This window comes from Hyphomonas sp. CACIAM 19H1, assembly GCF_003325995.1.
GTDB classification, from domain to species: domain Bacteria; phylum Pseudomonadota; class Alphaproteobacteria; order Caulobacterales; family Hyphomonadaceae; genus Hyphomonas; species Hyphomonas polymorpha.
The window spans coordinates 2,378,831-2,405,229 of record NZ_CP016437.1 but is presented as its reverse complement, the minus strand read 5'-3'; the positions used below and the strand labels follow the sequence as shown (position 1 = coordinate 2,405,229).

Here is a 26,399-nt window from a genome sequence, read left to right as displayed (position 1 = left end):
GGCGCCGCAGCGGGCAGGGATGCAATCTGCATGCAAGATCAGCAGATCGGCTGGCGAAAATTTCCATCCGTCCTGAATGATCAGCAAATGATAGCAGTCTCAAAACCGGCGCCCCCGAAACCCAAAATCTGGCATGCGAAAGGACGCGCCGTCAATCTGCGCCCGCCACCACAAAGGGAACCTTGGAAACGGCTGCGCCGCTGCAGTTTGTGGCCGATTTTACTGGGCATTCCTGCACATGCTCGCGGCGCGGCCGTGTGCATGAAAATTAGGCCGGAAGGGCATGTTCTGCTGGCATTCTGATTTCTTTGCGATATTTGGTTCAGACTGGACGGGGACACAAATGTCGAATTTGCGCTCAAAGGCTGTTGCAGGCCGTCTGTCTGCATTCGTGGCTGGTTCGCCGAGAACCGCCGCCGCGCTGGCCGTGTACGCGCTTCTAGCTTGTGTCCTGCTGATTCATATTATGCTTGCCCTGGCCGGCCAGCAGTCTGGCGCGTGGATTTTGCGCGGTATCGTGTCGAATGAAACTCTGGAGGCTGCGGACTCCTGGAATGTGATGATCGTGGCCCTCGAATGGCTGGACACGCATCCGGCTGCCGATGGCAGCCTCTATCGCGAAGTATTCTTCGAGCAGCAGCATAAATTCCAGTATGCGCCCACCAGCCTGGTGCCCCTCGATGCCCTGCGACTGATGGGGTTCGAGCTTACGCCGCTGCTCCTCAACAATTTGAACCGCCTGATATTGCTCGCATCGGCCCTGGGCGTGGGCGCGCTGTGTTGGCTTTTGCCGAAGCGCCTGATCAAAGGCCCGCTTGACGCCGACACGCGCCGCGCACGGCTGCTTTTGGCCGTGGCGGCGCCGGGCGCAGCGCTGCTCTTCTTTCCGTTGATCTATGGCTATCATATCGGCCAGCTGCAGGTGTGGATTAACGCGCTGTTCGTGGCCGCCTGCATCGCCTGGGTAAGTGGTCACCGCGCCACCACGGGCGTGCTCATTGGGCTCGTCTGTATGCTGAAACCGCAATTCGGCCTGTTCCTCATCTGGGGCGCGCTCCGGCGTGAGTGGCGTTTCACCATTGCCCTCCTGGCAACCGGCACGCTGGGTCTTGCGCTGTCCGTTGTCCTCTACGGCTTCGGCAACCATCTCGCCTATCTGGAGGTGCTCTCCTTCCTCTCCAGGCATGGCGAATCTTATTGGGCAAACCAATCTGCTAACGGCCTGATGCAGCGCATCTTCCAGAATGGCGAAATCCATGATTTCGGCGGCGATGCATTCCCTCCGTTCCATGCAGTCATTTACGCCGTCTCCATGCTGGTGACCGTTGCTTTCCTCGCCGGCATTTTCCGGTTACGGCGCGCGGAAGGGGAAGGCGTCCCCTTCTTCGACTTCATGCTGGCGGCGCTGGTGTTCACCGCGGCCTCGCCCATCGCCTGGGAACACCATTACGGTATTCTGGCGCCCATATTTGCCGTCATGGCCTCGGTGTGGATACTGGCTGCGCCGCGCAGCGGTCGTGGCTGGCTCGGTCTGGCGCTGTGCCTGGCTTTCCTGATTGCGGCGCTTCCCCTGTGGGCGCTCCAATATGCACCCGGCTTGCTGCACCTGCTGATGTCGCATCTCTATTTCGCCGCGCTGTTCGCGCTGGCCGCTCTTTGGGGGCTGGTCAGAGGCCGCTGGGGTCTGCCGCCCGGCGATACTCCGCTCGCCGCTGGGGAAGCAGCGTGATATTTCTCTCCTTGCGCGCGTTCCGCGCAGCTTTTGGAGCACAACCGGGCTACTGCCGGGTTGAACTGAAGGACTCTCCGGTGGAGCAGATATGCAATCGCTGATCATAAACGGGCTGCATCTCGCAGGGGCGATTGGCGGCTTTCTCGTAATCTACCGGCTCGCAGGCTCGGCCCAGATGTCGCGTTTCATGTGGCCATTCACGCTCCTGTGGGGCGCTGTGATGGCGGCGTTCATCTTTCTGGTCACGCAGCCAACGCTGGAGTTCATCTTCTGGGACTTCCGGTACTGCTACTGGCTGGCCGGCAACCTCATCTGGCAGGGCCCACCAGCGCTGATGAGCTCCTATGACGATGTGCTGTTCGTCAATATTCCGATCGTCGCCTATCTCTTCGCGCCGTTTGGATTGTTGCCGCCTTTGGCGGCGTCGATTGTCTTTACACTGCTCGGTCTTGCTGCTGCTTGGGCCATCTGGCGGCTGCTGGTGCAAATGTTCGCGCTCGATCCGCGGGAAAGCGCGCTGCTCTGCTTTGCGCTCTGTGTCTATGGTCCGCTCATCTATGTGCTCAAGGTCGGCAACACATCGCATTTCATGCTGCTGCTGTTGCTCGGCGGTCTGATGATGGCCCGGTCGGGAAAGGATGTTTCCGCTGGCGTGTTGTTCGGCATCGCTGCGGTCATCAAGCCGTCGCTGCTGCTGATCGGCGTACTTTACTTCCTGCGGGGGCGTTGGCTGGTCGTCGCGGGCGGGGCAGCCGTGGTTATTAGTTCCCTGACTCTGTCATTGCTGATCTTCGGATGGGACATGCACGTCTACTGGTATGAGACCACAATCCAGCCTTTCACGTCCAATCCCGTGCTCGCCAGCGCCAATCAGGCAGTGGGCGGCATGGTCGCGCGGTTTGAATCCGGTGGTACGGACTGGCAGGATTTCAGCCCCTACATCCTGTCCCCCGTCAGCAAGCTGATCGCGCAGGGCCTGACGCTGACGATTATTGCCGGCATGCTCTATGCGGTCTGGCGTTCGGGCCGGATTTTCCGCCTGTCCAATCAGGATATGGAGCTGGAAGTCCTGATGATCCTCGCCCTCGGCCTGTCCGTCTCGGCGTTGTCTTGGGCGCACTATCATATCTGGGCGTTGCCGGCGCTTGTTTTGCTTTGGGCCCGGTCGCGTCCCGGCGGACCGCTCGCGCGGCTGCGCTGGCCGCTGATTGCGACTTATGCCCTGCTGGCGGGCGCCGTCTTTGTGAGCCATTCGATGACATTGGGGCGGTTCGGACCGGTTTCCAACTTCATCGTTTCACACTGGCTGTGGGGCGCGCTCGCCACGCTGATTCTGCTCGCGATCGTCAGGGCGCAGCGAACGCCGCCGGCCGGCTGATCAGCAGGAAACGCCGCCGTCCACCAGGATCGTCTGCCCGGTAATCATGCGCGCGCCGTCCGACAGCAGGAAACGCACCAGATTGGTCACGTCCTCGTCTTCGGCCAGCATGCCCAGCGGGGTGCGGTTGACGATCTGGTTCAGCTGAACCGGTGTGAGTACGGACGACATTTCCGTCAGCACATAGCCCGGCGCCACCGAGTTCACGGTAATCTTCCGGCGGCCAAGTTCACGCGCCAGCGCGCGGGTGAGGCCGTCCATACCGGCCTTGGAGGCCGAATAGGCGCTCATGCCATTATAGCCACGGCTGCCGATGATGGAGGAGATGTTGATGATGCGTCCGCCCTTGTTGGCGCGCAGCATGTATTCTGATGCAGCGCGGGCCGCCTGAATGGCGCCGAACAGGTTCACCTTGAGGATCTTTTCGGTCTCGCGGTTCGGGAAGGAGGCGAGAATGCCCGTCTGCGCGACGCCGGCATTATTCACAAGGCCCCACAGATTGTCCTTGCCCGCCCATTCAACGGCTGCATTGACGAATGCATCCACCTGATCGGCTTCGCCCACTTCACAGCGGCTCCAGAAGAAGCGCGACCCGTATTCCGGATGCGCTGCCAAGGCTTCAATGTTGGCAGACTTTGAGCGCGAGCAGGTCGAGATGTGATACCCGTCTGCCAGCAGGCTTTCGATCATCGCCGCGCCGAGACCCCGGCTGCCGCCGGTCACGATCACATGGCGTGAGTTGAGAGAGGGCGCGGAGCCATTCATGTTCTTAGCCTTTCTTGCCGGATTCGCGCACGGCGATGGCATCCACCACCTTGAAGGCGCGCGGCACCTGATATTGAGCGAGATTTTCGCGGCAGGCCGTCAGGATGGCGCTGCGTGTTTCGGCAGGGTCGAGCCCTGGTTCGATCACCACATCGGCAGCCACAAGCTGGCCGCTGATCGGGTTGGCCACGCCATAGACATGCGCCTCCATCACACCGGGCTGCTTTAGAAGGAACTGCTCCACCATCAGCGGATAAACCTTGGAACCAGCCACATTGATCGTGCTGTCGTCCCGGCCAACGATGAAAGCGCGATCGCCGCGGATCTCCACGCGGTCGGCCGTCGCCAGCCAGCCATCATCGAGACGCGGCTGGGCCGTGTCGGAAACATACCCACCCATCGCATTGGGCGTGCGGATATGCAGGAACCCGTCACGCACGCGCATCGTCACGCCCTGCGTTTCCGTGTCCAGCCATTCGGCGGGGAAGCCTTCGCGCCCGTCGTGTACGGAGAACACGACGCCCGCCTCGGTTGAGGCATAGATATGCGTCACCCGGGCATCGGGGAAAGCCTTGCGGATACGGTCCAAGGTGGACTGGTCCGCCGCTTCGCCCCCCAGGGTGATCTGGCGCAGGGTGAGATCGCCGGGGCGCACCACCATAAGGAAAGCGCGCCAGAAAGTCGGCGTGGCAGAAATCTGGGTAACACCGTTGGCCTTGGCCGCTTCAAGGAAACCGGCAGGCGTGCGCTCGTCGGGCGCCACGACAACGCCGCGCCCCACCACGGCGGTGAGCTGCACCTGCACACCGGCAAAGCCCGTCGGCTGATAGGTGAGGAGCCATTTTGCGCCGCGATTGCCCGGATGCATGGCCGCTTTGGCGCGGCTCATCAGGGCGCTCAGGCTATGGGATGCAATCTTTGGCGCGCCGGTCGTGCCCGATGTCATCATGAAGATGCGGGCACTGGCAGCGTCGGCCGGCGTTTCGCCGGTGAGTTTGTCGCCAGCAGACACGACCATCTGTACGCCGAACTTCTTCACCACAGCGTCGATATGCGCCTCGGGAAGGTTGGTGTGTGCGATGAACAGGTCCGCGCCCGTGCGGCTGGCCGCATCAATGGCACGGAGGATGTGGAACGGGTCGTCAGACCGCACCATCAGGCGCGAAACGTCCGCTTCGCCCATCGCTGCCACCAGGCTCTCCGCCGCACGCGCAAGATCCCCGCGGCTCAACATGCCGCGGGCATTTGCGATCAGCGGAGCGGTGTCACTCGTGTCGAGTCCGAAGGCGCCGGCAGCAATCATTTTGCGTAGAGCTTCGCAAGTTCGCCGACGGTGCGGAATTCGATGAAGCCTTCTGCGAAGGGGTCATGGCCGACCACGTCTTCCAGTTCGCGCACCAGCATGGCGAGGTCGAGAGAGTCGATGCTGATCGCGCCGCCGAGCAGTTCTGTCTCCGGCTCAATGGTTGCGGCCTTCACGCCTTTGTCTTCCAGCATGCGCTGAACGATCGAGGTGATGTGTTCGAGAACCTGTGCTTCGGTCATGGTTGTGTCTCCTTGGAAGATTGTGAGGGTTGGCTGCCACACATCGCGTCTTCGCCAAATTGGGTGAGGATATCATCTGCCAGCATCTTGGAACGGATCGGGCGCCCGTTCTCGTTGAGGTGATAGACGGTGTCAAAGTGCAGCTTTTTGTCGAACCGGAAACCGCTGGCCTGGCGGGGGATCAGAAACTCCGGCACGGTGGCCATCTCGGCATTCAGCCGGTCGATCTCCTTGCTGTGGCGATCATAGAAATCGTCCAGCAGGGGCGTCCAGGAAATCATCACGCGCACGCCGCGTGCGTCCATGTCGCGAACGAACTGCCGCATCATTGGAATGATTTCCTGATCCATCGGGATGCTGGAAATGTCCATCGCATCGATTGGTTCATGCGGCCAGTTAACGCCTACATGTCCGACCAGGTCGCCATTGCGGGTGAAGTTGCGTGCGCTCTCGATGTCGAGAATATCAACCTCAGTCCACGGCGCATCTGGTTCGGCGCCCAGCATATAGGTGAAGTTGTCATAGGTCTCGCCCATTATGCGCAGCACCTTCTGCTGGGCAATGAAGGGAAACCGGCTCATCGCGGAGAGCTTCTGATAGGGCGTCAGGAATTTGAATACGCGCGGATTGGCCTTGGAAACCGTCAGTAAGTCGGTATTCGTTCCGTTCACAGACTTGTAGTAGCTGTCATACTCCCAGGCGATGACGACGAGATCGCCCGGCTTGAGATAGGGTTTCACTTCTTCCAGCATGAAGCGGACGCCAAAATAGCCGTTCATGCCCATATTGACGACCGGGCAATGGGTGGCCGCTTCTATCACCGTGCTGTCGGTGCCGTAGGAAACATTGGAGCCGCCCACGAGAACGATCTTTTTGGGAACATCCATCTCCAGCAGGTCGTGCTTCAGATTGGACGCCTGCGCATAGTCGCCATCATCGGGTACGAGAACCGCAATTGCCACGGTCGTTGCAAAGGCTGCGGCGACCAGGAGAGCGGCCGGCAGGAAAAATCCGATCACGGCGAAGCGGCTGGGCTTCGCCTTGCCAGCTTCCGTCTGCTCGGGGGAGGGAGGGGCGGTGTCCATATCAGAACCTGAAGTAGATGAAGGCAATTTGAGACCCGTAGAAGGCGCCCAGCAGAACCACTGCCAGCGTGCCGACATAATAAAGACTCCAGCGCATCCAGACCGGGCGGCTATTGATGGCTTCGCGCATGTTGATCCGCCCCTGCAGCACTTCGGCGCCCATCACCACGGCAATGCCGATCAGCGCCAGGAAGAACTCGTTCCGGTTCGCGCCAACCACTGACAGCAGATTGGCCTTGAAGTCGCCCCAGCCGGTGCCAAGGCTGCCTACCATGTGCAGGGCGTCCTCCATCGTTGGTGCGCGGAAGAAGATGTAGGCAAAACAGACCAGCGAGAAGGTCACGGTAATCTTCAGCGCCCGGTAAAGGTTGGGCCGGTCAACCAGCTTCACTGTGCGGGCGAAATTGTTCCAGCGCTTCTGAAGCAGCAGGGACACCACGATATACCCGCCATGCAGCGCGCCCCAGACCACATAGGTCCATGCAGCGCCATGCCACAGGCCGCTCACCACGAAGGTGATGAACATGGCGTAGAGCATCAGGTTGAACAGCTTGATCTTGAACGTCTTCTGCCGGGTAATCGGCGTGAAGATGTAATCGGTCAGCCAGGAGGTCAGCGAGATGTGCCAGCGCTTCCAGAAATCCTGGATAGAGGTGGCGAAGTAAGGCCGGTTGAAGTTCTGCGTCAGCCGGTAGCCAAAGATCAGGCCTATGCCGAGCGCAATATCGGTATAGCCTGAGAAGTCGCAGTAAAGCTGGAAGGCATAAAGCCAGGTGGCAAAGGCGATCTGCACGCCATTGGCCGCGTCGGGATTGTCATAGATGGCGTTGACGAAAGGCGCGATCCGGTCGGCCACGAACACTTTCTTGAACACGCCCCAAAGGATCAGCTGCAGGCCCAGCATGGCCTGCGTCCGGTCAAATGCGGGATGGGCGTGGATCTGCGGTAGCAGGTTTTTCGCCCGCTCAATCGGGCCGGCCACCAGCTTGGGGAAGAAGGTCACATACAGCGCAAAGGCGCCAAATTCCCGCTCTGCCTTCTGCTGGCCGCGGAAGATGTCGACCAGATAGGAAATCAGCTGGAAGGTGTAGAAAGAGATACCGATCGGAAGCAGCCACTGCAATTCGGGAACGGGATACTCAACATGCGCCATGCCGAGGATCGAGCGCAGCGTCTCGTTCAGGAAGGGCGTGTATTTGAAAACGACCAGGTTCGCCGTCAGCAGCACGACGCCCAGCGCCATGATCTTCTGCTTGGCTTTCTTGTCCGGCGCCGCCTCAATCCTTTGGCCCAGCCAGAAAGAGAGGCCGGTGGCCGCCAGAATTTGCACCAGGAAAATGGGTTCAGCGAGGCCGTAGAAGAACAGGCTGGCCGCCAGCAGCCAGATCCATCGCGCGCGTACCGGCAGCAGGAAGTGAACAACCGTCACCACCGCCAGGAAAATCACAAACTGCGTCGAAATGAACGCCACAGCGCCCCACCCCTATTCTACAATATTACATAGGCGGCGCCGGTGAGACGCCCCCCCAAGGTCCCTTGCAAGTCCAGTGCCGCAAAAGCGGGGTACTGACAATCATATTCCAGCCTCTCCCGCCGCTACGGCAACTGCTGCCCAAATCCGCCTCAGCGGAACGTGAACAGCTTGTGCCCGAAGAAGTTAACCACCGCGCCGATGCCGATGCCTGCCATGTGCGACGCGCCAGGCGCATAATGCCGGTAGGCCTCCGGCCACCACGGCCCGCTGCTCAGCACAAGCGCGGCCAGTACGGTCACCACGCCGGCAACGATGTTGACCCCGATAAAATCACGGATCTGCAGCCACAGCGGTCGGGTCGATCCCTGAAACACCAGGCTGCGATACAGAATAAAGCCTGCCACCATGCCAATCGCCGTCGCTGCCGTCACGGCGGCCGCATAGGTCATGAACATAGACAGAGGAAACCTGACGATCCAGTTCAGCAGGGCGGCTGAGCCGCCCGCCAGCAGAAACCGGACCCGCTCGTCCCGCAACAACATGATCAAAGCGGCACTCCGAACCAGGCCAGGAAGAAACAGACGGCCGCCAGCGCCGCATAGGCAAGGCACACCCGGTCCTTGACCACGAACACCACCGGATCGTCATCCAAGTCGCCGCGCTGGCACACCACCCAGATGCGGCTGGAGATCAGGAAGATCAGCGGCGGCAAGGCCCACAACCAGTCGCCCACCTTGATGAAGCTCTGCTGGTGCGCGTCCTCGATGATGTAGAGAACCATGATGACCACGGCAGCAATCGAGCTTGCGATGCCGGCCGCCAGTACCAGCGGCAGGTCGGACGCGCGATAGCCCCGCCCGCTCACCCAGTTACCGCCCTTTTCGATAACGCGGGCAATCTCGGTGTGGCGTTTGGCAAAGGCCAGCGAGGTGAAGAAGAACATCGCGAAGACAAACAGCCAGGGCGAGGGCTCTGCGGCCACCGCCACCATGCCCACGACCAGCCGCAGCGTGAAAAGGCTGGCGAGGGTGAAGGCATCATGGATCACCTTGCGTTTCAGCCAGAGGGAATAGGTGAGGGTAACGACAACGTAGATCAGCACCCATTGCAGCACCGCCAGCCCGGCCATGAGCGCCAGCGCCAATCCGGCCACAAAGCAGATCAGCGCGCCGAAGATACCGGCCGGCAGCGACAGCGTGCCGCTGGCAAACGGCCGCCGCCGTTTCGACCAGTGCTGCCGGTCGTCCTGTAGATCCCAGATATCGTTGAACACATAGGTCGCAGACGCGGTGAGCGAGAGCGCAAAGAAGGCCAGGATCAGAGGAAGGATGGAGGAAGGCTCGATGATCTTGCCCGAAAGCACTGCCGGCACGACCACCAGAACGTTCTTTGCCCACTGGTGCGGGCGCAGGCATTTGATGAAAGCTTTCAGCACGGTGGGGCGCGGAATGACCTGAACAACATTCGCGCTCTTGCGCGCCTTGCTGACGGTGCCGCGCGAGGCGCCCACCACAATGGCGTTGCGGGCGCGCTTCCAGACTTCAAGATCGGCCCGGCTGTCGCCCGCATAATCAAAGCCTTCGGGAAACCGCTTCATCAACGCTTCGGCTTTTGTCTTGCCCTTGAGGTTCACACCGGCTTCGGTCGCCAGAACTTCGGAGATGAATGGAAACTTTTCCAGGAACAGCTTTGCCGTCTCGGCATGGGCGGCGGTTGCCAGAACAACCTTCCGACCCTTGTCCGCCTCCTGCTGCGCCAGCGCGACAACCTCTTCATTGACGGGCAGGAGTTCCGGGTTCACCGGCACAGCGGCGGCAAGGCGCTCCTTCAGCGTCACGCGGCCGGCCATCACCCAGCCAATCAGCTGGAAGATCGAGAAGGGATTGCGGCGCACGAAGGCCAGCATCTGCTCGATCAGGGAATCGGTGCGGATCAGCGTCTCATCCAGGTCCAGAACCAGCGGAACGGGATCTGCCCCACCGGGGGTGGCGATTGTTACGGGGGTGCCGTTATCGATCATGGCTCTGTCATCTTCCTGAGCGTGTATGTGCTGGCGCTGCAACGGAGTGTGCCAGTGCCGGACGGCTGGCCTCTAAGGTTGCATGAAACGCATAAAACAAGGTGAAGGCTGCCAGCCTCTCGGCCAGTCCCGCGTCAGAGTGCGCAAGGCTGAATGGCCCATCTGAATGCATCGTCCACCCTCTTGGTACGCGCCTGCCGCCATCGGTCCCCGCAGGCAACGATAATCCGCGACTGTTACAGCAATTAATGTGCCATCCGGGGGAGGGGATTAAGCATTCACCGCAGAAATCCGCTTCCCCCTTCCTCCAGACGCCTCTTCGTGACCCTTCGGGGGCCTTTCCGCGGCGTCATAATCAGGCACTGCATATCCCGTGAAGCTGGCGTGGACAGGGCCTTGTGCCTGTGACATAAGCCGCCGCTTCAGGCAGGATCAGCAGGCTCCGGGCGCGCATTCTGGCGTGCGCCGCGCCGCCCAATAGACGGAAGAATGTCCCATGGAAGTGACACAGACCAAGGCAGAAGGTCTTAGCCGCACCTTTGCGGTCAAGGTGCCGGTCAGCGAACTGCAGGCGAAACTCGATGCCCGCATCGAGGAAGTGCGCCCGCAAATGCGTCTCAAGGGCTTCCGCCCTGGCAAGGTGCCGGCAGCACATGTGCGCAAGATGTATGGCCGCGACCTTATGGGCGAAGTGATCGACAAGCTGGTCAACGAGACCAACCAGAAGGCTCTTGAGGAAAATTCGCTGCGTCCCGCTGGCCAGCCCAACGTCCATATGGAAGCTGACATCGAGAAAGTCGTCAGCGGCCAGGCCGACCTGTCCTACCACATGCACGTTGACGTGATGCCGGAATTCACCCCGGTGGATGTGTCCACACTCACCATCGAGCGCCCGGTTGCCGAGATCGCCGACGAGCAGATCGAGGAAGCCCTCAAGCGCATCGCCGAGCAGAACACCAAGTTCGAAGCCCGCCCGGAAGGCGAAGTCTCCCAGGACGGAGACGCCGTGATCGTGGATTTCGTCGGCAAGATCGACGGCGAAGCCTTCGAGGGCGGCACGGCTGAGCAGCAGGCCGTCGTGCTCGGCTCCAACCGCTTCATCCCCGGCTTCGAAGAGCAACTCTTCGGCGTCAAGGCTGGCGACGAGAAAGAGCTGAACGTTTCCTTCCCGGAAGACTATCCGGCGGCAGAACTTGCCGGCAAAGCGGCCATCTTCGAAACCAAGGTTCACGAAGTCCGCGCCCCGCAGACCCCGGAAATCAACGACGAGTTCGCCACCGGCCTCGGCCTTGAAAGCCTGGAGCAGCTGCGCGGCCTCGTGAAAGACCAGCTGCAGAACGAGCACAATGTCGCTTCGCGCTCCAAGGCCAAGCGCGACCTGCTCGACAAGCTCGACGCCGCCCACGACTTCGACCTGCCGCCCGGCATGGTCAACATGGAGTTCGAGCAGATCTGGCAACAGCTTCAGCGTGAAATGGACGCTGGCCGCGTTTCCGATGAGGAGAAGGCGAAGCCGGAAGACGAGCTGAAGGCCGAATACCGCAAGATCGCCGAGCGCCGCGTGCGCCTGGGCCTCGTGCTCGCAGAGGTCGGCCGTCTGGCAGACGTGCGGATTTCCGAGGCGGAAGTGAACCAGGCCCTCATCCGTGAAGCCCGCCAGTATCCGGGCCAGGAGCGGGAAGTGGTCCAGTTCTTCCAGAAGAATCCCGGCGCCATGGCCCAGCTGCGCGCCCCGATCTATGAGGACAAGGTCGTCGACCACATCCTCGAGACTGCAAAAGTTGAGGATAAGACAGTTACCCGCGAGGAACTGTTCAAGGAAGACGAAGAGTAAGTTCTTTCCTTACAAGGTACTTCAAGCCGGCCGGTCGAAAGATCGGCCGGTTTTGTTTTGCGCGGGGTTCTTTCCGTTCGGTCATTTTGGTAAACGGCTGTTAACCGGCTTCGGAGAGGTTGCCGGTATATTTTGATCGGGATTCCATTAACCTATGAGCGTCCAGAGCCTCCGCCCTCAACTCACCCAGCAGGACATTCACCGGCTGATGAAAGGCGAGTCGCCCGAGCAACGTGCCTCGGTCGCCCACCGGCTGTGCCGCCGCATTGGTCTGGATGTGCTCAGCGATGCCGAGAAGCAGTACGCTCAGGAAATCATAAAGATCCTCGCTGCCGATGCCGCAGATCTTGTCCGCCGTACTCTAGCGGTCACGCTGCGCTCCTCGCCTATCCTGCCGCGCGAGATCGCCCTGAAGCTCGCTCGCGACATTGAAGCCGTCGCCATCCCGATCCTCGAAGAGTCCCCGGTCTTCACCGAGGAAGACCTTGTGGAGCTCGTCCTGTCGGTCACCGCCGCCAAGCAGGCCGCCATTGCCGGTCGCGAGGGGCTTTCGATCACCGTGTCCGAAGTCATCTCCGAACACGGCGCCGTCGAGGCGGTCCGCGCCCTTGCCGAAAATTCGACCGCCGAGTGGAGCGACAAGGCCTATACCGACGCGCTTTCCCGCTTTGGCTCCGACGAGACCGTTCAGGCCGGCCTCATCCGCCGCGACTTCATCCCCGTTCACATCGCCGAGAAGATGGTCTCCCTGGTCTCCGGAAACCTGTTCGACATGCTGGTCAACCGGCACGAACTGCCTGCCCAGCTGGCCATCGACCTGGCCGCCAGTGCCCGCGAGCGTGCGACGATCGATCTGGTTGAACAGGCGGGGCGTTCGCATGATCTGCCACGCTTCGTCTCTCAGCTGAACCTCAACGGCCGGCTCACCCATTCACTGATCATGCGTGCGCTTTGCTGCGGTCAGATGCCGTTCGTGGAACATGCCCTGTCTGAGCTGTCCGGCGTGGCGCACCAGCGCGTCTGGCTGATGATCCATGATGCCGGCCCGCTGGGGCTACAGGCCGTGTTCGATCATGCTGGCCTGCCGCGCAAGATGCTCGCGGCCTTCAAGGCGGCGGTCAACGTCTATCACGAAACCGAACACGATGGCGGGCCAAACGACCGCGCCAGATTCCGTGCCCGGATGATCGAGCGCGTGCTCACCCAGTTCCAGGCCATACCTAAGGATGATCTTGATTACCTGCTCGACAAGCTGGATTTCTATTCCGAAATGGCTGCGCGCGAGGAAATTGGCGTCACGGGAACGGACGGCGCTTAAGCGTCCGCCCTCGGAGCAATGGCCCCGGCAACACCGGTGTCTTCCAGGAAATCACCATCCCGCCAGCTGGCATTGTCGGCGACGACCAGGATGCCGCTCTCCTTGGCAATCAGCACAACTTCCTGAAGATCGGCAGACGTTTCCAGCGCATCTGCGTCTACACGGATGGTGTCGATCAGAAGGCGCAGCCCCTCGCTGAGCCCGCAATGCCAGGAGCGGCGCATATCAATGCCAACGCGGAAGCCGGCCTTGCGCAGGCGCGCCACGCGGCTCGTGCTGTCGGCGGCATCGGCGGCAAAGGCCGCATCGGAAAACATCAGGCAGAATTCCTGCTGACACATCGTCGTGCGGCGCACGGCGGCGTCGCAGGCTACGGCGGTATTCACATTTGCCAGCGCCGCCATCGGGGCGGGCACCAGGATCGGCCGCGCCATCGCGCCATCGGCGCAGGCGGCAGACGCCACACGCACCAGCCGGTCGGCCAGCCATTTGGCCGGGTCAGTCTCGGCAGCCACGGTGGCCGGGCCAAAGCTGACGCGCTCCTCGAACTCCACCGCTTCTTCCGCCGCCATCCCCAGGCTGTCACCGGCCAGCAGATGCACGACCGGCAGAAAGCGGACACGGCTCTGCTCAAGGCGGGGTGAGGCGGCATGGATATTGAGGGAAGTCACGCGGGCGTCTCCGAAACAGTTTCTTGGCTATTGCCTTCCCTAACGGAGCAAGCTGAACATCACGCGGAGGAGACCCGGCGAATTTGCCGGAAATTGCATATAAAGAGGCATCAAATGACCGCCCAAACCCCGCCGGACGCCCGCCTGTCAGCGACAATTCTTCTTTTGCGAGAAGGTATTAGCGCGCCGGAAGTGCTGATGGTGAAGCGCCATTACGAGATCGACTTTGCCGCCGGCGCATTGGTGTTTCCGGGCGGAAAAGCCGCTTCCAGCGATACCGATCCGGGCTGGGACGCGTATACAGACGGCGATTACGGCCCCATCCAGCAGGACGCCCGCATCGCCGCCATCCGTGAGGCGTATGAGGAATCCGGCATCCTGCTGGCGCGCCGTCGAAACGCGCGTGGGGAAGGGGCGCCGCTGGTGGGGGCAGACATTGCCGACAAGCTGGCGCCTTACCGGGCTGGGGTGGACCGGGGTGAAATCCCGTTCCTTGATCTGGTGCGCGAACACGATCTTACCCTGGCGCTCGACCGGCTCATCCATTTCGGCCACTGGATCACGCCGGTGATGATGCCCAAACGCTTCGACACGCATTTCTATGTTGCGCCGGCGCCCAGCGGCCAGGTCGCCGCCCATGATGGCCGTGAAACCACCGATGCCGTCTGGCTGTCGGCCTCAGATGCCCTGGCGCAAGAAATGGCCGGGCAGGCCACCATCATCTTCCCGACACGGATGAACCTGGTGAAGCTTTCCCGTGCTGCCTCGCTGGAAGATGCCCGTCAGCGGTTTGTAGCCGAGCCCGTGATCACGGTATTGCCGCGCCCCGGCAAGACGGAGACGGGTGATCCCTGCCTCTTCATTCCGGAAGAAGCCGGCTACGGTCAGACGGTCGAGCTGCTCTCGAAAGTGAAAGTCTAGCCTGCGTTTCCAACCTTGAGGGCAACGCGGCGCTCAAGGGCTTCGCACACGGCATCGGCAACCGATTCTGACCCCTCGCCCTGCGGGCCGGCCGCCACGGCGGCGCGGCAGGCTTCGATGTGCAGATTGATCAGCGCAGTGTTCTCGCCAGCCCGCGTGCCGCTCAGCAGATCGCACAGCGATCCGCAAAGGCGTGAGACGGCCGGGTAGCCATAGGAGGTTGCCGCCCCGCGGATATTGTGGGCGCAGGTATAGAGCGTGCGGTAGTCGTCGGCGGTGGCATGCGGCTTCTGGGCAATGCGCCAGGCGTCGCGCATCTTTTCCAGATCATTGCGCATCCAGCCCTCAAATTCTTCGGTCAGGGCGTCCAGGGCTTCTTCGGCCTGGGTCACCATCTCCTGTGGGTCGGCCACAAATACCGGTTCCGGCGGGGTGATGGCTGCAGGGGCCATCTCTTCGTGCGCCGGCGTCGTGGCAGAGGCGGGCCGGATCACACGGGAAATGTCGGGCGCGACAACGGTCTGCGCCGGTTTGCGGTTAAACTTGGCGGTATCCAGTTTCTTGAGGAACTTGCCCAGCATCACTCCACCCCTCGTTTCTGAAGGATCGTGATTAACCAACAAAATTTAACATTCGCCTGACGCAAGGCGTTGAAATTACCTCAGAAAGCAAACTGTTCGCGCAAAATGCGCTCGTCGAGCGCATGGCCGGGGTCAAACAGCACCTTCAGCGTCCTGGCCGGATCGGTTTCCACTGTCACCTTGGCAATATTGCGCACTTCCTCATTGTCGGCCGAGGCAGAGACCGGGCGGCGGTCGGGATGGATCACTTCAATGTCCACCTTGGCCTCGGCTTTGAGCAGCGCCCCGCGCCAGCGCCGGGGGCGGAACGCGCTCACCGGCGTCAGCGCCAGCAGCTTCGCGCCGATCGGCAGGATGGGGCCGTGGGCCGAAAGGTTATAGGCGGTTGATCCGGCAGGCGTCGCCACCATCAGGCCGTCACAGACGAGTTCTTCCATCCGCACCCGGCCGTCGACCACGATCTTGAGGCGCGCCGACTGCGCCGTCTGGCGCAGCAGAGACACTTCATTGATCGCCATGGCCCGGTGAACCCTGCCGTCCAGATCGGTCGCCGCCATCCGCAGCGGCGAGAGCGTCGCCCGCTCGGCCGCCTCGATCCGCTCGATCAGGCCGTCCGCGCGGTAGTCGTTCATCAGGAAGCCCACTGTGCCCAGATGCATCCCGTAGACAGCCTTGCCGTCATCAAAGCGCCGGCGCAGCGTATCCAGCATCGCGCCATCCCCGCCGAGGGCGACGATGACCTCAGCCTCTTCCTCGGAATAATGGCCGTATTTGTCGCGCAGAAGCGGCAGCACCTGCTGCGCCTCTGGCCGTTTTGAAGCATAAAAAGCGATACGCAGCGATGTCATGCGGCGGCATGTGGGAATGTTTTGCCCCACCCGTCAAGGCAGGCCGGATATGTCCGCGCAGAGCTTCCCTTGCGGCAAAACGTGACGCCAGCGTCATCTGAATCTGGCGCTCAGGCCCAAACTCGTTTACTTTCGGCTCTGGAAACGCACAAAACCGCCTATAAGAACGCAAAGACACGCATCCAGGGAGAAGACCACCATGGCCGATGGCGCAGGCAAGATTGATATCCGCAATTCCGTCAGTGAAGCCGAATGGAAGGCGCGCGTCGATCTCGCTGCGCTCTACCGTCTCACCGCGCTTTACGGCTGGGATGACATGATCTTCACCCACATTTCCCACCGCGTTCCTGGCCCGGAGCATCACTTCCTGATCAATCCCTATGGCTATTTCTTCGAGGAAATCACCGCTTCCTCGCTGGTGAAGGTCGATCTGGACGGCAACATCGTTCAGGAAACCGATGCGATGATCAATCCGGCTGGCTTCACCATCCATTCGGCCATCCATGCGGCCCGCGAAGATGCGCATGTCGTGATGCACGTCCATACAGATCAGGGCGTTGCTGTCTCGGCGCAGAAGGAAGGCCTCCTCCCGCTCAGCCAGACGGCCATGGTCGTGCGTGAAGATGTCGCTTATCATGATTATGAAGGCATTGCCCTTGATCTGGACGAGCGTGAGCGCCTGGTGCGCGACCTCGGCCCCAAGAAGCATTCGATGATCCTGCGCAACCACGGCACGCTGACCTGCGGCGCCACAGCTGCCATCACCTTCACCCGCATGTTCTTCCTGGAGCGCGCCTGTAACATGCAGATCATGGCGCTTTCGGCTGGACGCGACGGCGTGCTGGAGTGCGATGGCGGCCTCCAGCAGAAGGTGGCCGGGCAGGGCGGCATGACCGAACACAGCAACGGAATGTCCACCCTGACCGAAAAGCTCGTCTGGCCCGCGCTGCTGCGCAAGCTGGACCGGGATCTGCCCGGTTATGCCGCATAGGTATTTTTACGGGTTCGCCTAAATAGGTCGCCGGACTAAGCCTCCGGTACCCAATTAAGCATGGTCAGTCGCAGAGAGTTCAGAGCGCCATGAAGCATCTCAAAGCCTTCGAAGACGCCCTTGGCGCCATCCACAGTGAAGGACGCTACCGGGTTTTCATCGACCTGCACCGTCACAAGGGCCGTTTTCCGAAAGCCACCGCCCGGTTTGAGGATGGCGAGCGGGAAGTCACCATCTGGTGCTCGAACGACTATCTCGGCATGGGTCAGGATGATGATGTCATCAATTCCATGCACGAAGCCATCGACAGCTTCGGCGCTGGCTCGGGCGGCACGCGCAACATCTCCGGCACCACCCGCTTCCACGTCGATCTGGAGCGCGAACTGGCAGATCTGCACGGCAAGGAATCGGCGCTGCTGTTCACCTCCGGCTATGTTTCGAACGACGCGACCCTGTCGACGCTCGGCAAGATCCTGCCCAACCTGATCATCTATTCCGATCAGCTGAACCACGCCTCGATGATCGAGGGCATCCGCCGCTCGGGCGCCGAATACCGCGTCTTCCGGCACAATGATGTCGACCATCTGCGCGCTCTGATCGAGAATGACGATGCAGACCGTCCCAAGCTGATCGCCTTCGAAAGCGTGTATTCGATGGATGGGGATTTCGGCCGGATGCAGGAAATCTGCGACCTCGCCGAGGAATTCAACGCGCTGACCTATCTCGACGAAGTCCATGCCGTTGGCCTTTACGGCCAGCAGGGCGCCGGTGTTGCCGAAATGCTTGGCCTGGGCGACCGGATCGACATCATCGAAGGCACGCTGGCCAAGGGGTATGGCGTGATGGGCGGCTATATCGCCAGCCACGCCACCGTGATCGATGCCATTCGCTCCATGGCGTCCGGCTTCATTTTCAGCACCTCTACCTGTCCGGTCATGGCGGCCGGCGCTCTCGCCAGCATCCGCAAGCTGCGCACCGATGAAGGCCGCCGTCTGCGCGCTGTCCACCAGGCCAAGGCGCTCGAGTTGAAGCAGAAGTTCCGCGATGCCGGCCTGCCGGTCATGGATTCGCCCTCCCACATCGTCCCGCTGCTGGTGGGGGATCCGGAGCGCTGCAAGGCCCTGTCCGACACGCTGCTCTTCGACTTCGGCATCTACGTCCAGCCGATCAACTATCCCACCGTCCCGCGGGGCACGGAGCGTCTGCGCTTCACGCCCAGCCCGGTGCATGATGAAGTGATGATGGATGAGCTGGTCGCCGCCATCCTCGCGGTCTGGAAACAGCTGGGGCTCGATAAGGCGGCCTGAGGGCGCAGCCTGTCCGAAATTGTCCGGTTTTCTCCGCGCGATGACCGGAAAACGCGTCAAGATGGCCCGGTTTTGCCGGGCCATTTGCTTGTAAAGTCAGCGTTTTTTGCCCAACCCAATTTGCTTGGCATGTTTGGAACGAAGTTTGGCATAATTCGGCGCCACCATCGGGTAATCGACCGGCAGGCCCCATTTGGCGCGGTATTCTTCCGGGGTCATGTCATAGCGCGTGCGCAGGTAGCGCTTCAGCATCTTCAGCTTCGCGCCGTCTTCCAGGCAGACCAGATATTCTGCCGTCACCGACTTGTTGACCGGAACCGCCGGCTCCAGCTGCACGACCGGGGCAGGGGCTGCAGATGAAAGACTGGTAATCGTCGCGTGAATACTTCTGATCAGCTCTGGAAGTTGTGCCGACTGAAGGGAATTATTCGCCACATACGATGAGACAATCTCAACCGTCATTTCCAAAGCGTCGATATCTTCCGGATCAGTCATTCGCCCACCCCATCCATCCTGTAATCGTTGCTGCGATTCTCGCAATTCTTAGCTTGTCTAAGTATAATCGCGATAGTCCGTAAAGTATCGAGCTAAATTTTTCATCGCAGCGGCGAGGTTTCTTCTATTCTAGTTGAAACTCTGCAGAACTTCGAGTCGCAGTTGCCCCGGTCGGCTGCACGGCGTAAACAGCGCCCAGACCGTCATATAGGAGGCTCCCCATGGCAGATTCGGCGCATGTTCCTGAAACGCTGGCTGGCGGATTCTTCTCGGCCGGTCTGGCTGAGCGCGATCCCGAGCTGGCAGCGGCCATGGCGAAGGAAGCCACCCGCCAGCAGCATCAGATCGAGCTGATCGCTTCGGAGAACATCGTCTCCCGCGCCGTCCTTGAGGCGCAGGGCTCGATCCTCACCAACAAGTATGCCGAAGGCTATCCCGGCAAGCGCTACTATGGCGGCTGTGAATTCGTGGACATTGCCGAGGAACTGGCAATCGAGCGCGCCAAGAAGCTGTTCAATTGCGGCTTTGCCAACGTCCAGCCCAATTCCGGCAGCCAGGCCAATCAGGGCGTCTTCCAGGCGGTGCTGAAACCCGGCGACACCATCCTCGGCATGAGCCTCGCCGCGGGCGGCCACCTGACCCATGGCGCCAAGCCCAACCAGTCGGGCAAATGGTTCAACGCCGTCCAGTATGGTGTGCGTCCGGACGATCACCTGATCGACTTTGAAGAGGTCGAGCGCCTTGCCCGCGCCCACCGCCCGCAGATGATCATCGCCGGCGGCTCAGCCTATCCGCGCCAGATCGATTTCAAGCGTTTCCGTGAGATCGCCGATGATGTCGGCGCCATCTTCCTGGTCGATATGGCCCACTTTGCTGGCCTCGTCGCCGGCGGGGTCCACCCCAATCCGCTCGACCATTGCCACATCGCCACCACCACCACGCACAAGACCCTGCGCGGCCCGCGCGGCGGCATGATCCTGACAAATGACGAAGCGCTGGCGAAGAAAATCAACTCCGCCATTTTCCCCGGCATCCAGGGCGGACCGCTGATGCATGTCATCGCCGGCAAGGCAGTCGCCTTCGGTGAGGCGCTGATGCCCGAGTTCCAGGCCTATGCTGAACAGGTCGTCTCCAACGCCCGCGCCATGGCCGCAGCCTGCCGCACCGCTGGCCTCGACGTCGTCTCCGGCGGCACCGATACCCACCTCGCCCTGATCGACCTGCGCCCGAAAGGCGTCACCGGCAAGGATGCCGAAGCTGCCCTCGAGCGCGCCTTCATCACCTGCAACAAGAACGGCATTCCGTTCGATCCCGCGCCGCCGACCGTCACCTCGGGCATCCGCGTTGGCTCGCCTGCGGGCACCACGCGCGGCTTCCGCGAGGCCGAGTTCATCCAGATCGGCACCTGGATCGGCGAAATCGTCGAAGCCCTCGCGGGCGGCAACAGCGAAGCTGTCGAAACGCGGGTCCGTGAAGAGGTGAAGGCGCTGACAGCGCGCTTCCCCATTTATGAGGGGCTGGGGGCCTGATCCGTCTTGCGGTGTCCATTCTGCGGTTCTGACAATACGTCCGTAAAAGACAGCCGAGCTGCTGAAGACGATACCGCTGTGCGCCGCCGCCGCGTTTGCGAAAGCTGTGGCGCGCGCTTCACCACATTCGAGCGGGTGCAGTTGCGCGAGATCATGGTGGTCAAGCGTGACGGCAAGCGCGTCCCGTTTGACCGGGAGCGGCTGGCCCGCTCCATCACAATCGCCCTGCGCAAGCGCCCGGTAGACCGCGAGCAGATCGACCAGATGGTTTCCGGCATCCTCCGCAAGCTGGAGAGCACTGGCGAGCAGGAAGTCACTTCCAACGATGTCGGCGAGCTGGCCATGGATGCCCTGAAACGGGTTGATCCGGTCGGCTATGTCCGCTTCGCCTCGGTTTATCGCGACTTCAAAGACCCCAGCGACTTCGCTCAATTCATCGACAAGGCCGCCCTTGAAGATGAAGACGAAGACGACGCCCCCGGAAAATGAAAACCCTGCGCATCACCCTGAAGATTGCGTCCTCGCTGGATGGGCGCATCGCGCTGGCTGATGGCACCAGCCAGTGGATCACCTCCAGCGCTTCGCGCGCGCGGGGCCACCAGATGCGCGCCGAGAATGACGCCATCATGGTCGGCATCGGCACCGTGCTTGCCGATGATCCGCTGCTGACGGCCCGCACCGTGCCGCTGCCCGCACGCCAGCCGGTGCGTATCGTGGCAGACTCGCGCGGCCGTCTGCCGCCTGCGTCGCATCTTGCCCAGTCCCTTGATCTTGGCCGGGTCGTTGCCGTCACCAGCGGTCAGGCCACCGAAACTGCCATCCCCGCCGGGGTCGACATCTGGCGCTGTGGCAATGGCGTGCGCATGGATGTGGCCGAATTTGTCCGCCGCGCTGAGGCCGAAGGCCTGCGCACGCTCCTCATCGAGGGTGGCAGCACGCTGGCCGCCACCTTCATCCGCGCCGGCTTCGTTGACGAAATCGCCTGGTTCCGCGCGCCCATCCTCATTGGCGGGGAAGGCCTTCCCGCCCTTGGCGCCCTCGGTCTCACGGATCTCAAATCTGCGACCCGCTGGCGCCCTATCGCAACGGAACGGATTGGGGATGACGTTCTCGACACTTATGTTCGCTCTGAGCAATAGGCCCCAGGATAAGAAATCATGTTTACTGGCCTCGTCACCGATGTCGGCACTGTCCGCAAAGCGGAGCACCGCAACGGCCTCACCCGGTTTGAAGTCGAAAGCGGCTATCCGCTTGCTGAAATCGCCATGGGCGCTTCCATCCTGCATTCCGGCGTCTGCCTGACCGTGGTGGACAAGGGGGAGGGCGCGCGGGGCGCCTGGTTTGCGGTGGAGGCTGTGCCTGAAACCCTGTCGAAAACCATCCTCGGCGGCTGGCAGGAAGGCACGCGCGTCAACCTCGAACAGAGCCTGAAGCTTGGCGAGGAACTTGGCGGCCATTTCGTGTTCGGCCATGTCGATGGCGTCGGTGAGATCGTCTCGGTCGCGCCGGAGGGGCAGTCCTTCCGCGTCACCATTCGCCCGCCTGCCGCCATTGCGCGCTATTTCGCCACCAAGGGCTCCGCCGCGGTTGACGGCGTCTCGCTCACCGTGGCCGCTGCCTTGCCGAATGGCGACTTCCAGGTCGCCATCATCCCGCACACCTGGGAAGTCACCACCCTCAGCGCCCTCCAGGCCGGCACAAAGGTAAACCTCGAAATTGATATGCTTGCGCGCTATGTGGCCCGCATGATCGGCGCAGATGCGCCAAAGGGAGCTGAATAATGAGCAGCGAGTTCACCGCCGCCATCTCCTCGATTGAGGAAATCATCGAAGACGCCCGCAACGGGCGCATGTTCATCCTGGTCGATGCCGAAGACCGCGAGAATGAGGGCGACCTCATCATCCCGGCCACCTTCGCCACGCCGGAGGCCGTCAACTTCATGGCCAAGCATGGCCGCGGCCTCATCTGTCTCGCCATGACGCAGGAGCGCGCCCACACGCTCGCGCTGGACATGATGACCCGCAACAACCGCGAAAGCATGGGCACGGCGTTCACCGTCTCCATCGAAGCCAAAGAGGGCGTCACCACGGGCATTTCCGCACATGACCGTGCCCGGACGATTGCCGTCGCCATTGATCCGACCAAGGATCATGATGACATCGTCACCCCCGGCCACATCTTCCCGCTGATCGCCAAGGAAGGCGGCACGCTCGTCCGCGCCGGCCACACGGAGGCCGCTGTCGATATCTCCCGCATGGCCGGCCTCTTCCCGGCGGGCGTCATCTGCGAGATCATGAATGACGACGGCACCATGGCCCGCCTGCCGGAGCTGATCGCCTTTGCCCAGCTGCACAATCTCAAGATCGGCACCATCGCAGACCTGATCGCCTGGCGCCGCCAGAACGACCGTTTCCTGGAGCGCCGCATCGAGGCCCCGCTGGAATCCGATTATGGCAGCGGCTTCCGCACCGTCTGTTTCCGCAACACGATGGACAATTCCGAGCATATCGCCATCGTCCATGGCGACATCAAGCCGGATGCCACCACCCTCGTCCGCGTCCACCGCACAGACATCCTGGCCGACATTCTCGGTGAGAAGGGCCCCCGGTCCGGCCTCGTCTCCCGCGCCATGCGCCTCATCGCGGGCGATCCCAGTCCGGGCGTCGTGGTGTTCGTCAACACAATGCAGCCAGGCTCTCTTGCAGAGCGTCTTGGCCTGAAATCCGCCGCCCCGCGTGATCCGTCCGCACCTCTCAGAGAGTACGGCATCGGGGCCCAGATCCTGCGCGAGCTTGGCGTCCGGCGCATGGTTTATCTGTCCGATACGCAGCCCACCCGCCTTGCAGGGCTTGACGGATACGGTCTGACAATAGAGGGCTGGCGCCGCCTGAACGAGGAGACTACCTGATGGCCGACCGCGTCCTTGTCGCGATCTCGCGTTACTACAAACATATCAGCGACGAGCTGGAAGCAGGCTGCCTGGAGGTCCTCGAAGCGGCCGGCGCAAAGGTCACCGTGATGGAAGTGCCCGGCGCCTTTGAAATCCCGGGCCTGATCGCCATGGCCGCCGACTCCGGACGGTTTGACGGCGCCGTGGCGCTCGGCTGCGTCATTCGCGGCGAAACCACCCATTATGACTATGTCTGCGGCGAGAGCGCGCGCGGCCTGATGGACCTCATCGTCCAGCGCCGCCAGGCCATCGGCTATGGCATCCTCACCGTGGAAAACGAAGCGCAGGCGCTCGCCCGCGCTGATCGCAAGCGCAAGAACAAGGGCGCGGAAGCGGCCAATGCCTGCCTTGCCATGATCAAGTTCCGCAAAGAGCTGATCCGCTGATGACCCAGAAGATGCCCTTCGATGTCACACGCGCGCGCCGGGCCGGCGCGCGTCTTGCGGCTGTGCAGGCACTTTACGAAATGGAGCAGACGGAGAAATCCGCCCGCGCCACCATCCGAGACTTCATGGAAGACCGTCTGGGCATCGGCCCGGACGGCCTGCCCGTGGAAGAGGCAGACCCCGACCTTTTCAAGTCCATCGTAAACTCCGTGGTCGAACATCAGGCGAAGATTGACACCGCCATCCTCGCGCGTCTCGCCGAGGGCTGGAAGCTCACCCGCCTCGACGCCACCATGCGCGCCCTCCTGCGCGCCGGCGCCGCCGAATTCATCGCCCACCCGGAACTCTCCGACGCGGTGATCCTCGACGAATACGTCTCCCTCGCGCACGATTTCTTCGAGGAAAACGACGCGAAGTTTGCGAACGCCGTTCTTCAGAACATGGGCCGCGACCTGCGCGCCTAACTCCTCCGCACACGTCACCCTCGACGGGCGTTAGCCCATCAGAGGGCCCATCTCCCGCCATCTCGCCGCGCTCAAAGGGTTAGGTCTCCCGATGGGCGCTCCGATGGCCTCAGGCCATCGAGCGTGACGCAGCAATTGCAGGTTTGTGTGCTGTCTTCTTAAGCAAGGCGGCAGCGCGCCATTTTGAGTTGTTTTTGCTCGAGCTGTCCTTGAAGGTACATCCAGCATAGACAGTTGGCTTAACGATGCTCCCGAGAAACAGGACAAGCAGATGACTGGCAGGCCTCCCCACGACCGTCGATTTGTTACGGGTGCTGTCGCGATGACAAATCAGCGTGCGGGAAAGAATGAGATGCCGATGATGGTGAAAGCCTCGCATGATCTTGAACAGATCGTAATTTCGAGCGGCTTACTTGATGATGCTCCCTTCTGGTGGATTGGCTTAATGTATCGCAAAGGTCTCAAAAATGATCCTGCGCCTGAAATCAGGAGAATAAACAAGCAGTATGGTGAGCTGCCTGTCGCGTTCGAGATCGACGTGCGCCTTCTTTATCGCCAAGAAGATGAAACCATCTACAGGGTTTACTGCGCATCGGCGCTCTGGGCCCTCATTCATGTAGGCAGGAAATACGAGCTACCCACCGCTGTCCTTGAATCGCGGCTTGCCGAACTCGGCGGATGGCCACCTCAAGTCATCCATGCAAACCCAACTGAGACTTAGCAAGCCGAAGGCGGAACCCACCGTCTCACCCCACCTCCCGCGCCCACGCTCTCACATCGTCCACATAAACCTCCTGTGCTTCCATCGCTGCGAAATGCCCGCCGCGCGGCATGTCCGTCCACCGAGTAATATTATACGCCCGGTCGGCCCAGCTCCGCGGCGGCGCCACGATGTAGCGTTCGCCCGGATAGCTCGCAAACGCCGTTGGCGTTTCACAGCGCTCGCCCTCGGACAGGCCATTGCCGCCTTCCTGGAAGAGGGCATTGTAATACCATACGCTCGTCGCAATCGCATCGTTCACAAGGTAGATCATCACATTCGTGAGCAGCTGATCGCGCGTGTAAACCTCAAACAGGCCCCGCTGCGAAAGATCGCTCCAGCCATGAAACTTCTCGAGGATCCACGCCGCCGTGCCCATCGGCGAATCCATCAGCGCCATCGCCAGCGTCTGCGGCTTGGTCGCCTGCTGCATGAGGTAGGCGCCTTCCATCTGCATCATCATCTGTGAGTGCTGCAGCCAGGCCGTTTCCTCCGCCGTCTGAGGAACCGCCGGCGTCGGCCGGAAGCCCATCATGTTGAGATGGATCGCCTTCGCCCCGCCTTTGCCCTCGGCGAGGCCATGGTTCTTGCCGATCCAGGACGTGACCATCGAGCCCCAATCCCCTCCCTGCGCCAGATAGCTGGAATAGCCCAGCACATCCCGCATCAGCCTGTCCCACATCGCCGCCGTCGCCCGCTGGCCGAGCGGCGAGGCAGGTTTGCCCGAAAATCCATAGCCGGGCAGGGACGGGATGATCAGGTCAAACGCATCTTCCAATTTCCCTCCGTGCTCGGAAGGGTAGGCGAGTGGCCCAATTGCCTGCCAAAATTCGTAGATGCTCCCCGGCCAGCCATGTGTGATCAGCAGCGGGCGCTTGCCCTTCGCCTCGCCCACCACATGCACGAAATGGATCGGCAGCCCGTCCACCTCCGCCATGAATTGCGGCCAGCGGTTCAGCTCCGCCTCGGCGGCGCGCCAGTCATACTGCTCCAGCCAGTAGCGCTGAATGTCCTGCATCACCGGCGTCGACATGCCATAGGCAAAGCCCTGCTCATTGGCCGGGGCAGGGAACCATTTATAGCGCGCGACACCGGCGCGGATTTCGGCAAGCTTGCTGTCTGGAACTTGGACTTTGAACGGCGTCGGCGTGGACATAGCATCTCCCCAGTTCTTGCTGAGAGAAGGTTAGCGCACTCAGCCGCTCCCGCTAAGCCGTCTCCCGGCGGCAGCCCTCACCTCCCACGCCCTCCGGGCGCGTGTCCCTCCTCTCCCGGAGGGAGAGGGGTTTAGCGTCGTGCTTGCGGCGAAGTCCCCAACCTCTCCCCTTGGGAGAGGAGGGGCCCA

General features: G+C 61.6%; 28 protein-coding genes. 16 read left to right on the top strand and 12 right to left on the bottom strand.

Annotation, left to right across the window (positions count from 1 at the left end; all coding sequences use genetic code 11):
• Window positions 1-30: 30 nt before the first annotated feature.
• The 3 genes from BBF93_RS19530 to BBF93_RS11195 all read left to right on the top strand — a co-directional run bounded on the left by BBF93_RS19530 (window position 31) and on the right by BBF93_RS11195 (window position 3,110).
• Complete coding sequence (locus BBF93_RS19530; protein ID WP_162786521.1) at window positions 31-303, top strand: hypothetical protein; 273 nt, start codon at window positions 31-33, stop codon at window positions 301-303.
• A 163-nt stretch (window positions 304-466) separates the two neighbouring features.
• Window positions 467-1,729: a glycosyltransferase family 87 protein gene (locus BBF93_RS11200; protein WP_162786520.1), complete on the top strand. Its 1,263-nt coding sequence runs from the start codon at window positions 467-469 to the stop codon at window positions 1,727-1,729.
• Between the two features lie 91 nt (window positions 1,730-1,820).
• Window positions 1,821-3,110 (top strand): glycosyltransferase family 87 protein, encoded by a 1,290-nt coding sequence (locus BBF93_RS11195; RefSeq protein ID WP_114105950.1) that lies wholly within the window; start codon window positions 1,821-1,823, stop codon window positions 3,108-3,110.
• On the opposite strand, the gene BBF93_RS11190 is transcribed toward BBF93_RS11195, so the two are convergent.
• The 7 genes from BBF93_RS11190 to BBF93_RS11160 all read right to left on the bottom strand — a co-directional run bounded on the left by BBF93_RS11190 (window position 3,111) and on the right by BBF93_RS11160 (window position 9,999).
• Window positions 3,111-3,875 carry an SDR family NAD(P)-dependent oxidoreductase gene (locus tag BBF93_RS11190; protein WP_114105949.1) on the bottom strand — a complete coding sequence of 255 codons (765 nt, stop codon included), beginning with the start codon at window positions 3,873-3,875 and terminating at the stop codon, window positions 3,111-3,113.
• A gap of 4 nt (window positions 3,876-3,879) precedes the next feature.
• Complete coding sequence (locus BBF93_RS11185) at window positions 3,880-5,178, bottom strand: class I adenylate-forming enzyme family protein (protein ID WP_114105948.1); 1,299 nt, start codon at window positions 5,176-5,178, stop codon at window positions 3,880-3,882.
• A complete protein-coding gene (locus tag BBF93_RS11180) occupies window positions 5,175-5,420 on the bottom strand; it encodes an acyl carrier protein (RefSeq protein WP_035599293.1) in 246 nt (81 codons plus the stop codon). Before BBF93_RS11180 ends, BBF93_RS11185 begins: the two co-directional genes overlap by 4 nt.
• On the bottom strand, window positions 5,417-6,505 hold the full coding sequence (locus BBF93_RS11175) for a hypothetical protein (protein WP_114105947.1): 1,089 nt from the start codon (window positions 6,503-6,505) through the stop codon (window positions 5,417-5,419). Before BBF93_RS11175 ends, BBF93_RS11180 begins: the two co-directional genes overlap by 4 nt.
• 1 nt (window position 6,506) lies before the next feature.
• A complete protein-coding gene (locus BBF93_RS11170; RefSeq protein WP_114105946.1) occupies window positions 6,507-7,976 on the bottom strand; it encodes an MBOAT family protein in 1,470 nt (489 codons plus the stop codon).
• Between the two features lie 152 nt (window positions 7,977-8,128).
• A complete protein-coding gene (locus tag BBF93_RS11165; RefSeq protein WP_051612587.1) occupies window positions 8,129-8,521 on the bottom strand; it encodes a GtrA family protein in 393 nt (130 codons plus the stop codon).
• A 2-nt stretch (window positions 8,522-8,523) separates the two neighbouring features.
• Entirely contained in the window at window positions 8,524-9,999 is a 1,476-nt protein-coding gene (locus BBF93_RS11160; protein ID WP_114105945.1) for a UbiA family prenyltransferase, read from the bottom strand.
• A 496-nt stretch (window positions 10,000-10,495) separates the two neighbouring features.
• On the opposite strand from BBF93_RS11160, the gene tig reads away from it, so the two are divergent.
• Window positions 10,496-11,833, top strand: coding sequence for a trigger factor (gene tig / locus BBF93_RS11155; RefSeq protein WP_114105944.1), 1,338 nt, complete (start codon window positions 10,496-10,498; stop codon window positions 11,831-11,833).
• Window positions 11,834-11,987: 154 nt separating this feature from the next.
• A complete protein-coding gene (locus BBF93_RS11150; protein WP_035599303.1) occupies window positions 11,988-13,151 on the top strand; it encodes a DUF2336 domain-containing protein in 1,164 nt (387 codons plus the stop codon).
• Here BBF93_RS11150 and BBF93_RS11145 read toward each other — a convergent pair.
• On the bottom strand, window positions 13,148-13,822 hold the full coding sequence (locus tag BBF93_RS11145) for an EAL domain-containing protein (RefSeq protein ID WP_035599305.1): 675 nt from the start codon (window positions 13,820-13,822) through the stop codon (window positions 13,148-13,150). The two genes, BBF93_RS11150 and BBF93_RS11145, sit on opposite strands and share 4 nt — an antisense overlap.
• 114 nt (window positions 13,823-13,936) lie before the next feature.
• On the opposite strand from BBF93_RS11145, the gene BBF93_RS11140 reads away from it, so the two are divergent.
• Window positions 13,937-14,743: an NUDIX hydrolase gene (locus BBF93_RS11140; protein WP_114105943.1), complete on the top strand. Its 807-nt coding sequence runs from the start codon at window positions 13,937-13,939 to the stop codon at window positions 14,741-14,743.
• On the opposite strand, the gene BBF93_RS11135 is transcribed toward BBF93_RS11140, so the two are convergent.
• Both BBF93_RS11135 and BBF93_RS11130 read right to left on the bottom strand, forming a co-directional pair.
• Window positions 14,740-15,324, bottom strand: a complete 585-nt coding sequence (locus tag BBF93_RS11135; RefSeq protein ID WP_114105942.1) for an Hpt domain-containing protein — start codon at window positions 15,322-15,324, stop codon at window positions 14,740-14,742. The two genes, BBF93_RS11140 and BBF93_RS11135, sit on opposite strands and share 4 nt — an antisense overlap.
• An 80-nt stretch (window positions 15,325-15,404) precedes the next feature.
• Window positions 15,405-16,172, bottom strand: coding sequence for an NAD kinase (locus tag BBF93_RS11130; RefSeq protein WP_114105941.1), 768 nt, complete (start codon window positions 16,170-16,172; stop codon window positions 15,405-15,407).
• A 199-nt stretch (window positions 16,173-16,371) separates the two neighbouring features.
• On the opposite strand from BBF93_RS11130, the gene BBF93_RS11125 reads away from it, so the two are divergent.
• Together BBF93_RS11125 and hemA are read left to right on the top strand one after the other, a co-directional pair.
• Window positions 16,372-17,163 (top strand): class II aldolase/adducin family protein, encoded by a 792-nt coding sequence (locus tag BBF93_RS11125; protein WP_035599314.1) that lies wholly within the window; start codon window positions 16,372-16,374, stop codon window positions 17,161-17,163.
• Between the two features lie 89 nt (window positions 17,164-17,252).
• Window positions 17,253-18,470: a 5-aminolevulinate synthase gene (hemA, locus tag BBF93_RS11120; protein ID WP_035599317.1), complete on the top strand. Its 1,218-nt coding sequence runs from the start codon at window positions 17,253-17,255 to the stop codon at window positions 18,468-18,470.
• Window positions 18,471-18,566: 96 nt separating this feature from the next.
• Here hemA and BBF93_RS11115 read toward each other — a convergent pair whose 3' ends face one another.
• On the bottom strand, window positions 18,567-18,965 hold the full coding sequence (locus tag BBF93_RS11115) for a MucR family transcriptional regulator (RefSeq protein WP_035599319.1): 399 nt from the start codon (window positions 18,963-18,965) through the stop codon (window positions 18,567-18,569).
• Between the two features lie 221 nt (window positions 18,966-19,186).
• Between BBF93_RS11115 and glyA the strand changes: the two genes are divergently transcribed.
• The 8 genes from glyA to BBF93_RS11075 all read left to right on the top strand — a co-directional run bounded on the left by glyA (window position 19,187) and on the right by BBF93_RS11075 (window position 25,015).
• Entirely contained in the window at window positions 19,187-20,494 is a 1,308-nt protein-coding gene (gene glyA / locus BBF93_RS11110) for a serine hydroxymethyltransferase (protein WP_114105940.1), read from the top strand.
• A 6-nt stretch (window positions 20,495-20,500) separates the two neighbouring features.
• The gene (gene nrdR / locus BBF93_RS11105; protein ID WP_114105939.1) at window positions 20,501-20,983 is read left to right on the top strand and encodes a transcriptional regulator NrdR; all 483 of its coding nucleotides are present in this window, start codon (window positions 20,501-20,503) and stop codon (window positions 20,981-20,983) included.
• On the top strand, window positions 20,980-21,633 hold the full coding sequence (locus BBF93_RS11100; RefSeq protein WP_114105938.1) for a RibD family protein: 654 nt from the start codon (window positions 20,980-20,982) through the stop codon (window positions 21,631-21,633). Before nrdR ends, BBF93_RS11100 begins: the two co-directional genes overlap by 4 nt.
• Window positions 21,634-21,651: 18 nt before the next feature.
• Window positions 21,652-22,275, top strand: a complete 624-nt coding sequence (locus BBF93_RS11095; protein ID WP_114105937.1) for a riboflavin synthase — start codon at window positions 21,652-21,654, stop codon at window positions 22,273-22,275.
• Window positions 22,275-23,402: a 3,4-dihydroxy-2-butanone-4-phosphate synthase gene (ribB, locus tag BBF93_RS11090; RefSeq protein WP_114105936.1), complete on the top strand. Its 1,128-nt coding sequence runs from the start codon at window positions 22,275-22,277 to the stop codon at window positions 23,400-23,402. The genes BBF93_RS11095 and ribB overlap by 1 nt, the downstream gene beginning before the upstream one ends.
• Entirely contained in the window at window positions 23,402-23,830 is a 429-nt protein-coding gene (ribH, locus tag BBF93_RS11085) for a 6,7-dimethyl-8-ribityllumazine synthase (protein WP_114105935.1), read from the top strand. Before ribB ends, ribH begins: the two co-directional genes overlap by 1 nt.
• Window positions 23,830-24,294: a transcription antitermination factor NusB gene (gene nusB / locus BBF93_RS11080; protein ID WP_114105934.1), complete on the top strand. Its 465-nt coding sequence runs from the start codon at window positions 23,830-23,832 to the stop codon at window positions 24,292-24,294. The genes ribH and nusB overlap by 1 nt, the downstream gene beginning before the upstream one ends.
• 271 nt (window positions 24,295-24,565) lie before the next feature.
• Window positions 24,566-25,015 (top strand): Imm39 family immunity protein, encoded by a 450-nt coding sequence (locus BBF93_RS11075; RefSeq protein WP_114105933.1) that lies wholly within the window; start codon window positions 24,566-24,568, stop codon window positions 25,013-25,015.
• Window positions 25,016-25,040: 25 nt separating this feature from the next.
• Here BBF93_RS11075 and BBF93_RS11070 read toward each other — a convergent pair whose 3' ends face one another.
• Window positions 25,041-26,210 (bottom strand): epoxide hydrolase family protein, encoded by a 1,170-nt coding sequence (locus BBF93_RS11070; RefSeq protein ID WP_114105932.1) that lies wholly within the window; start codon window positions 26,208-26,210, stop codon window positions 25,041-25,043.
• Window positions 26,211-26,399 lie beyond the last annotated feature (189 nt).

Coding starts and splice junctions, on each gene's coding strand:
- BBF93_RS11150 (WP_035599303.1), top strand. CDS start 11,988: ATGAGCGTCCAGAGCCTCCGCCCTCAACTCACCCAGCAGGACATTCAC.
- nusB (WP_114105934.1), top strand. CDS start 23,830: ATGACCCAGAAGATGCCCTTCGATGTCACACGCGCGCGCCGGGCCGGC.
- BBF93_RS11135 (WP_114105942.1), bottom strand. CDS start 15,324: ATGCTGGGCAAGTTCCTCAAGAAACTGGATACCGCCAAGTTTAACCGC.
- BBF93_RS11115 (WP_035599319.1), bottom strand. CDS start 18,965: ATGACTGATCCGGAAGATATCGACGCTTTGGAAATGACGGTTGAGATT.
- BBF93_RS11190 (WP_114105949.1), bottom strand. CDS start 3,875: ATGAATGGCTCCGCGCCCTCTCTCAACTCACGCCATGTGATCGTGACC.
- hemA (WP_035599317.1), top strand. CDS start 17,253: ATGAAGCATCTCAAAGCCTTCGAAGACGCCCTTGGCGCCATCCACAGT.
- BBF93_RS11125 (WP_035599314.1), top strand. CDS start 16,372: ATGGCCGATGGCGCAGGCAAGATTGATATCCGCAATTCCGTCAGTGAA.
- ribH (WP_114105935.1), top strand. CDS start 23,402: ATGGCCGACCGCGTCCTTGTCGCGATCTCGCGTTACTACAAACATATC.
- BBF93_RS11160 (WP_114105945.1), bottom strand. CDS start 9,999: ATGATCGATAACGGCACCCCCGTAACAATCGCCACCCCCGGTGGGGCA.
- BBF93_RS11165 (WP_051612587.1), bottom strand. CDS start 8,521: ATGTTGTTGCGGGACGAGCGGGTCCGGTTTCTGCTGGCGGGCGGCTCA.
- ribB (WP_114105936.1), top strand. CDS start 22,275: ATGAGCAGCGAGTTCACCGCCGCCATCTCCTCGATTGAGGAAATCATC.
- BBF93_RS11200 (WP_162786520.1), top strand. CDS start 467: ATGCTTGCCCTGGCCGGCCAGCAGTCTGGCGCGTGGATTTTGCGCGGT.
- BBF93_RS11095 (WP_114105937.1), top strand. CDS start 21,652: ATGTTTACTGGCCTCGTCACCGATGTCGGCACTGTCCGCAAAGCGGAG.
- BBF93_RS11175 (WP_114105947.1), bottom strand. CDS start 6,505: ATGGACACCGCCCCTCCCTCCCCCGAGCAGACGGAAGCTGGCAAGGCG.
- BBF93_RS11180 (WP_035599293.1), bottom strand. CDS start 5,420: ATGACCGAAGCACAGGTTCTCGAACACATCACCTCGATCGTTCAGCGC.
- BBF93_RS11195 (WP_114105950.1), top strand. CDS start 1,821: ATGCAATCGCTGATCATAAACGGGCTGCATCTCGCAGGGGCGATTGGC.
- BBF93_RS11140 (WP_114105943.1), top strand. CDS start 13,937: ATGACCGCCCAAACCCCGCCGGACGCCCGCCTGTCAGCGACAATTCTT.
- tig (WP_114105944.1), top strand. CDS start 10,496: ATGGAAGTGACACAGACCAAGGCAGAAGGTCTTAGCCGCACCTTTGCG.
- glyA (WP_114105940.1), top strand. CDS start 19,187: ATGGCAGATTCGGCGCATGTTCCTGAAACGCTGGCTGGCGGATTCTTC.
- BBF93_RS11185 (WP_114105948.1), bottom strand. CDS start 5,178: ATGATTGCTGCCGGCGCCTTCGGACTCGACACGAGTGACACCGCTCCG.
- BBF93_RS11075 (WP_114105933.1), top strand. CDS start 24,566: ATGACTGGCAGGCCTCCCCACGACCGTCGATTTGTTACGGGTGCTGTC.
- BBF93_RS11130 (WP_114105941.1), bottom strand. CDS start 16,172: ATGACATCGCTGCGTATCGCTTTTTATGCTTCAAAACGGCCAGAGGCG.
- BBF93_RS11100 (WP_114105938.1), top strand. CDS start 20,980: ATGAAAACCCTGCGCATCACCCTGAAGATTGCGTCCTCGCTGGATGGG.
- BBF93_RS19530 (WP_162786521.1), top strand. CDS start 31: ATGCAAGATCAGCAGATCGGCTGGCGAAAATTTCCATCCGTCCTGAAT.
- BBF93_RS11070 (WP_114105932.1), bottom strand. CDS start 26,210: ATGTCCACGCCGACGCCGTTCAAAGTCCAAGTTCCAGACAGCAAGCTT.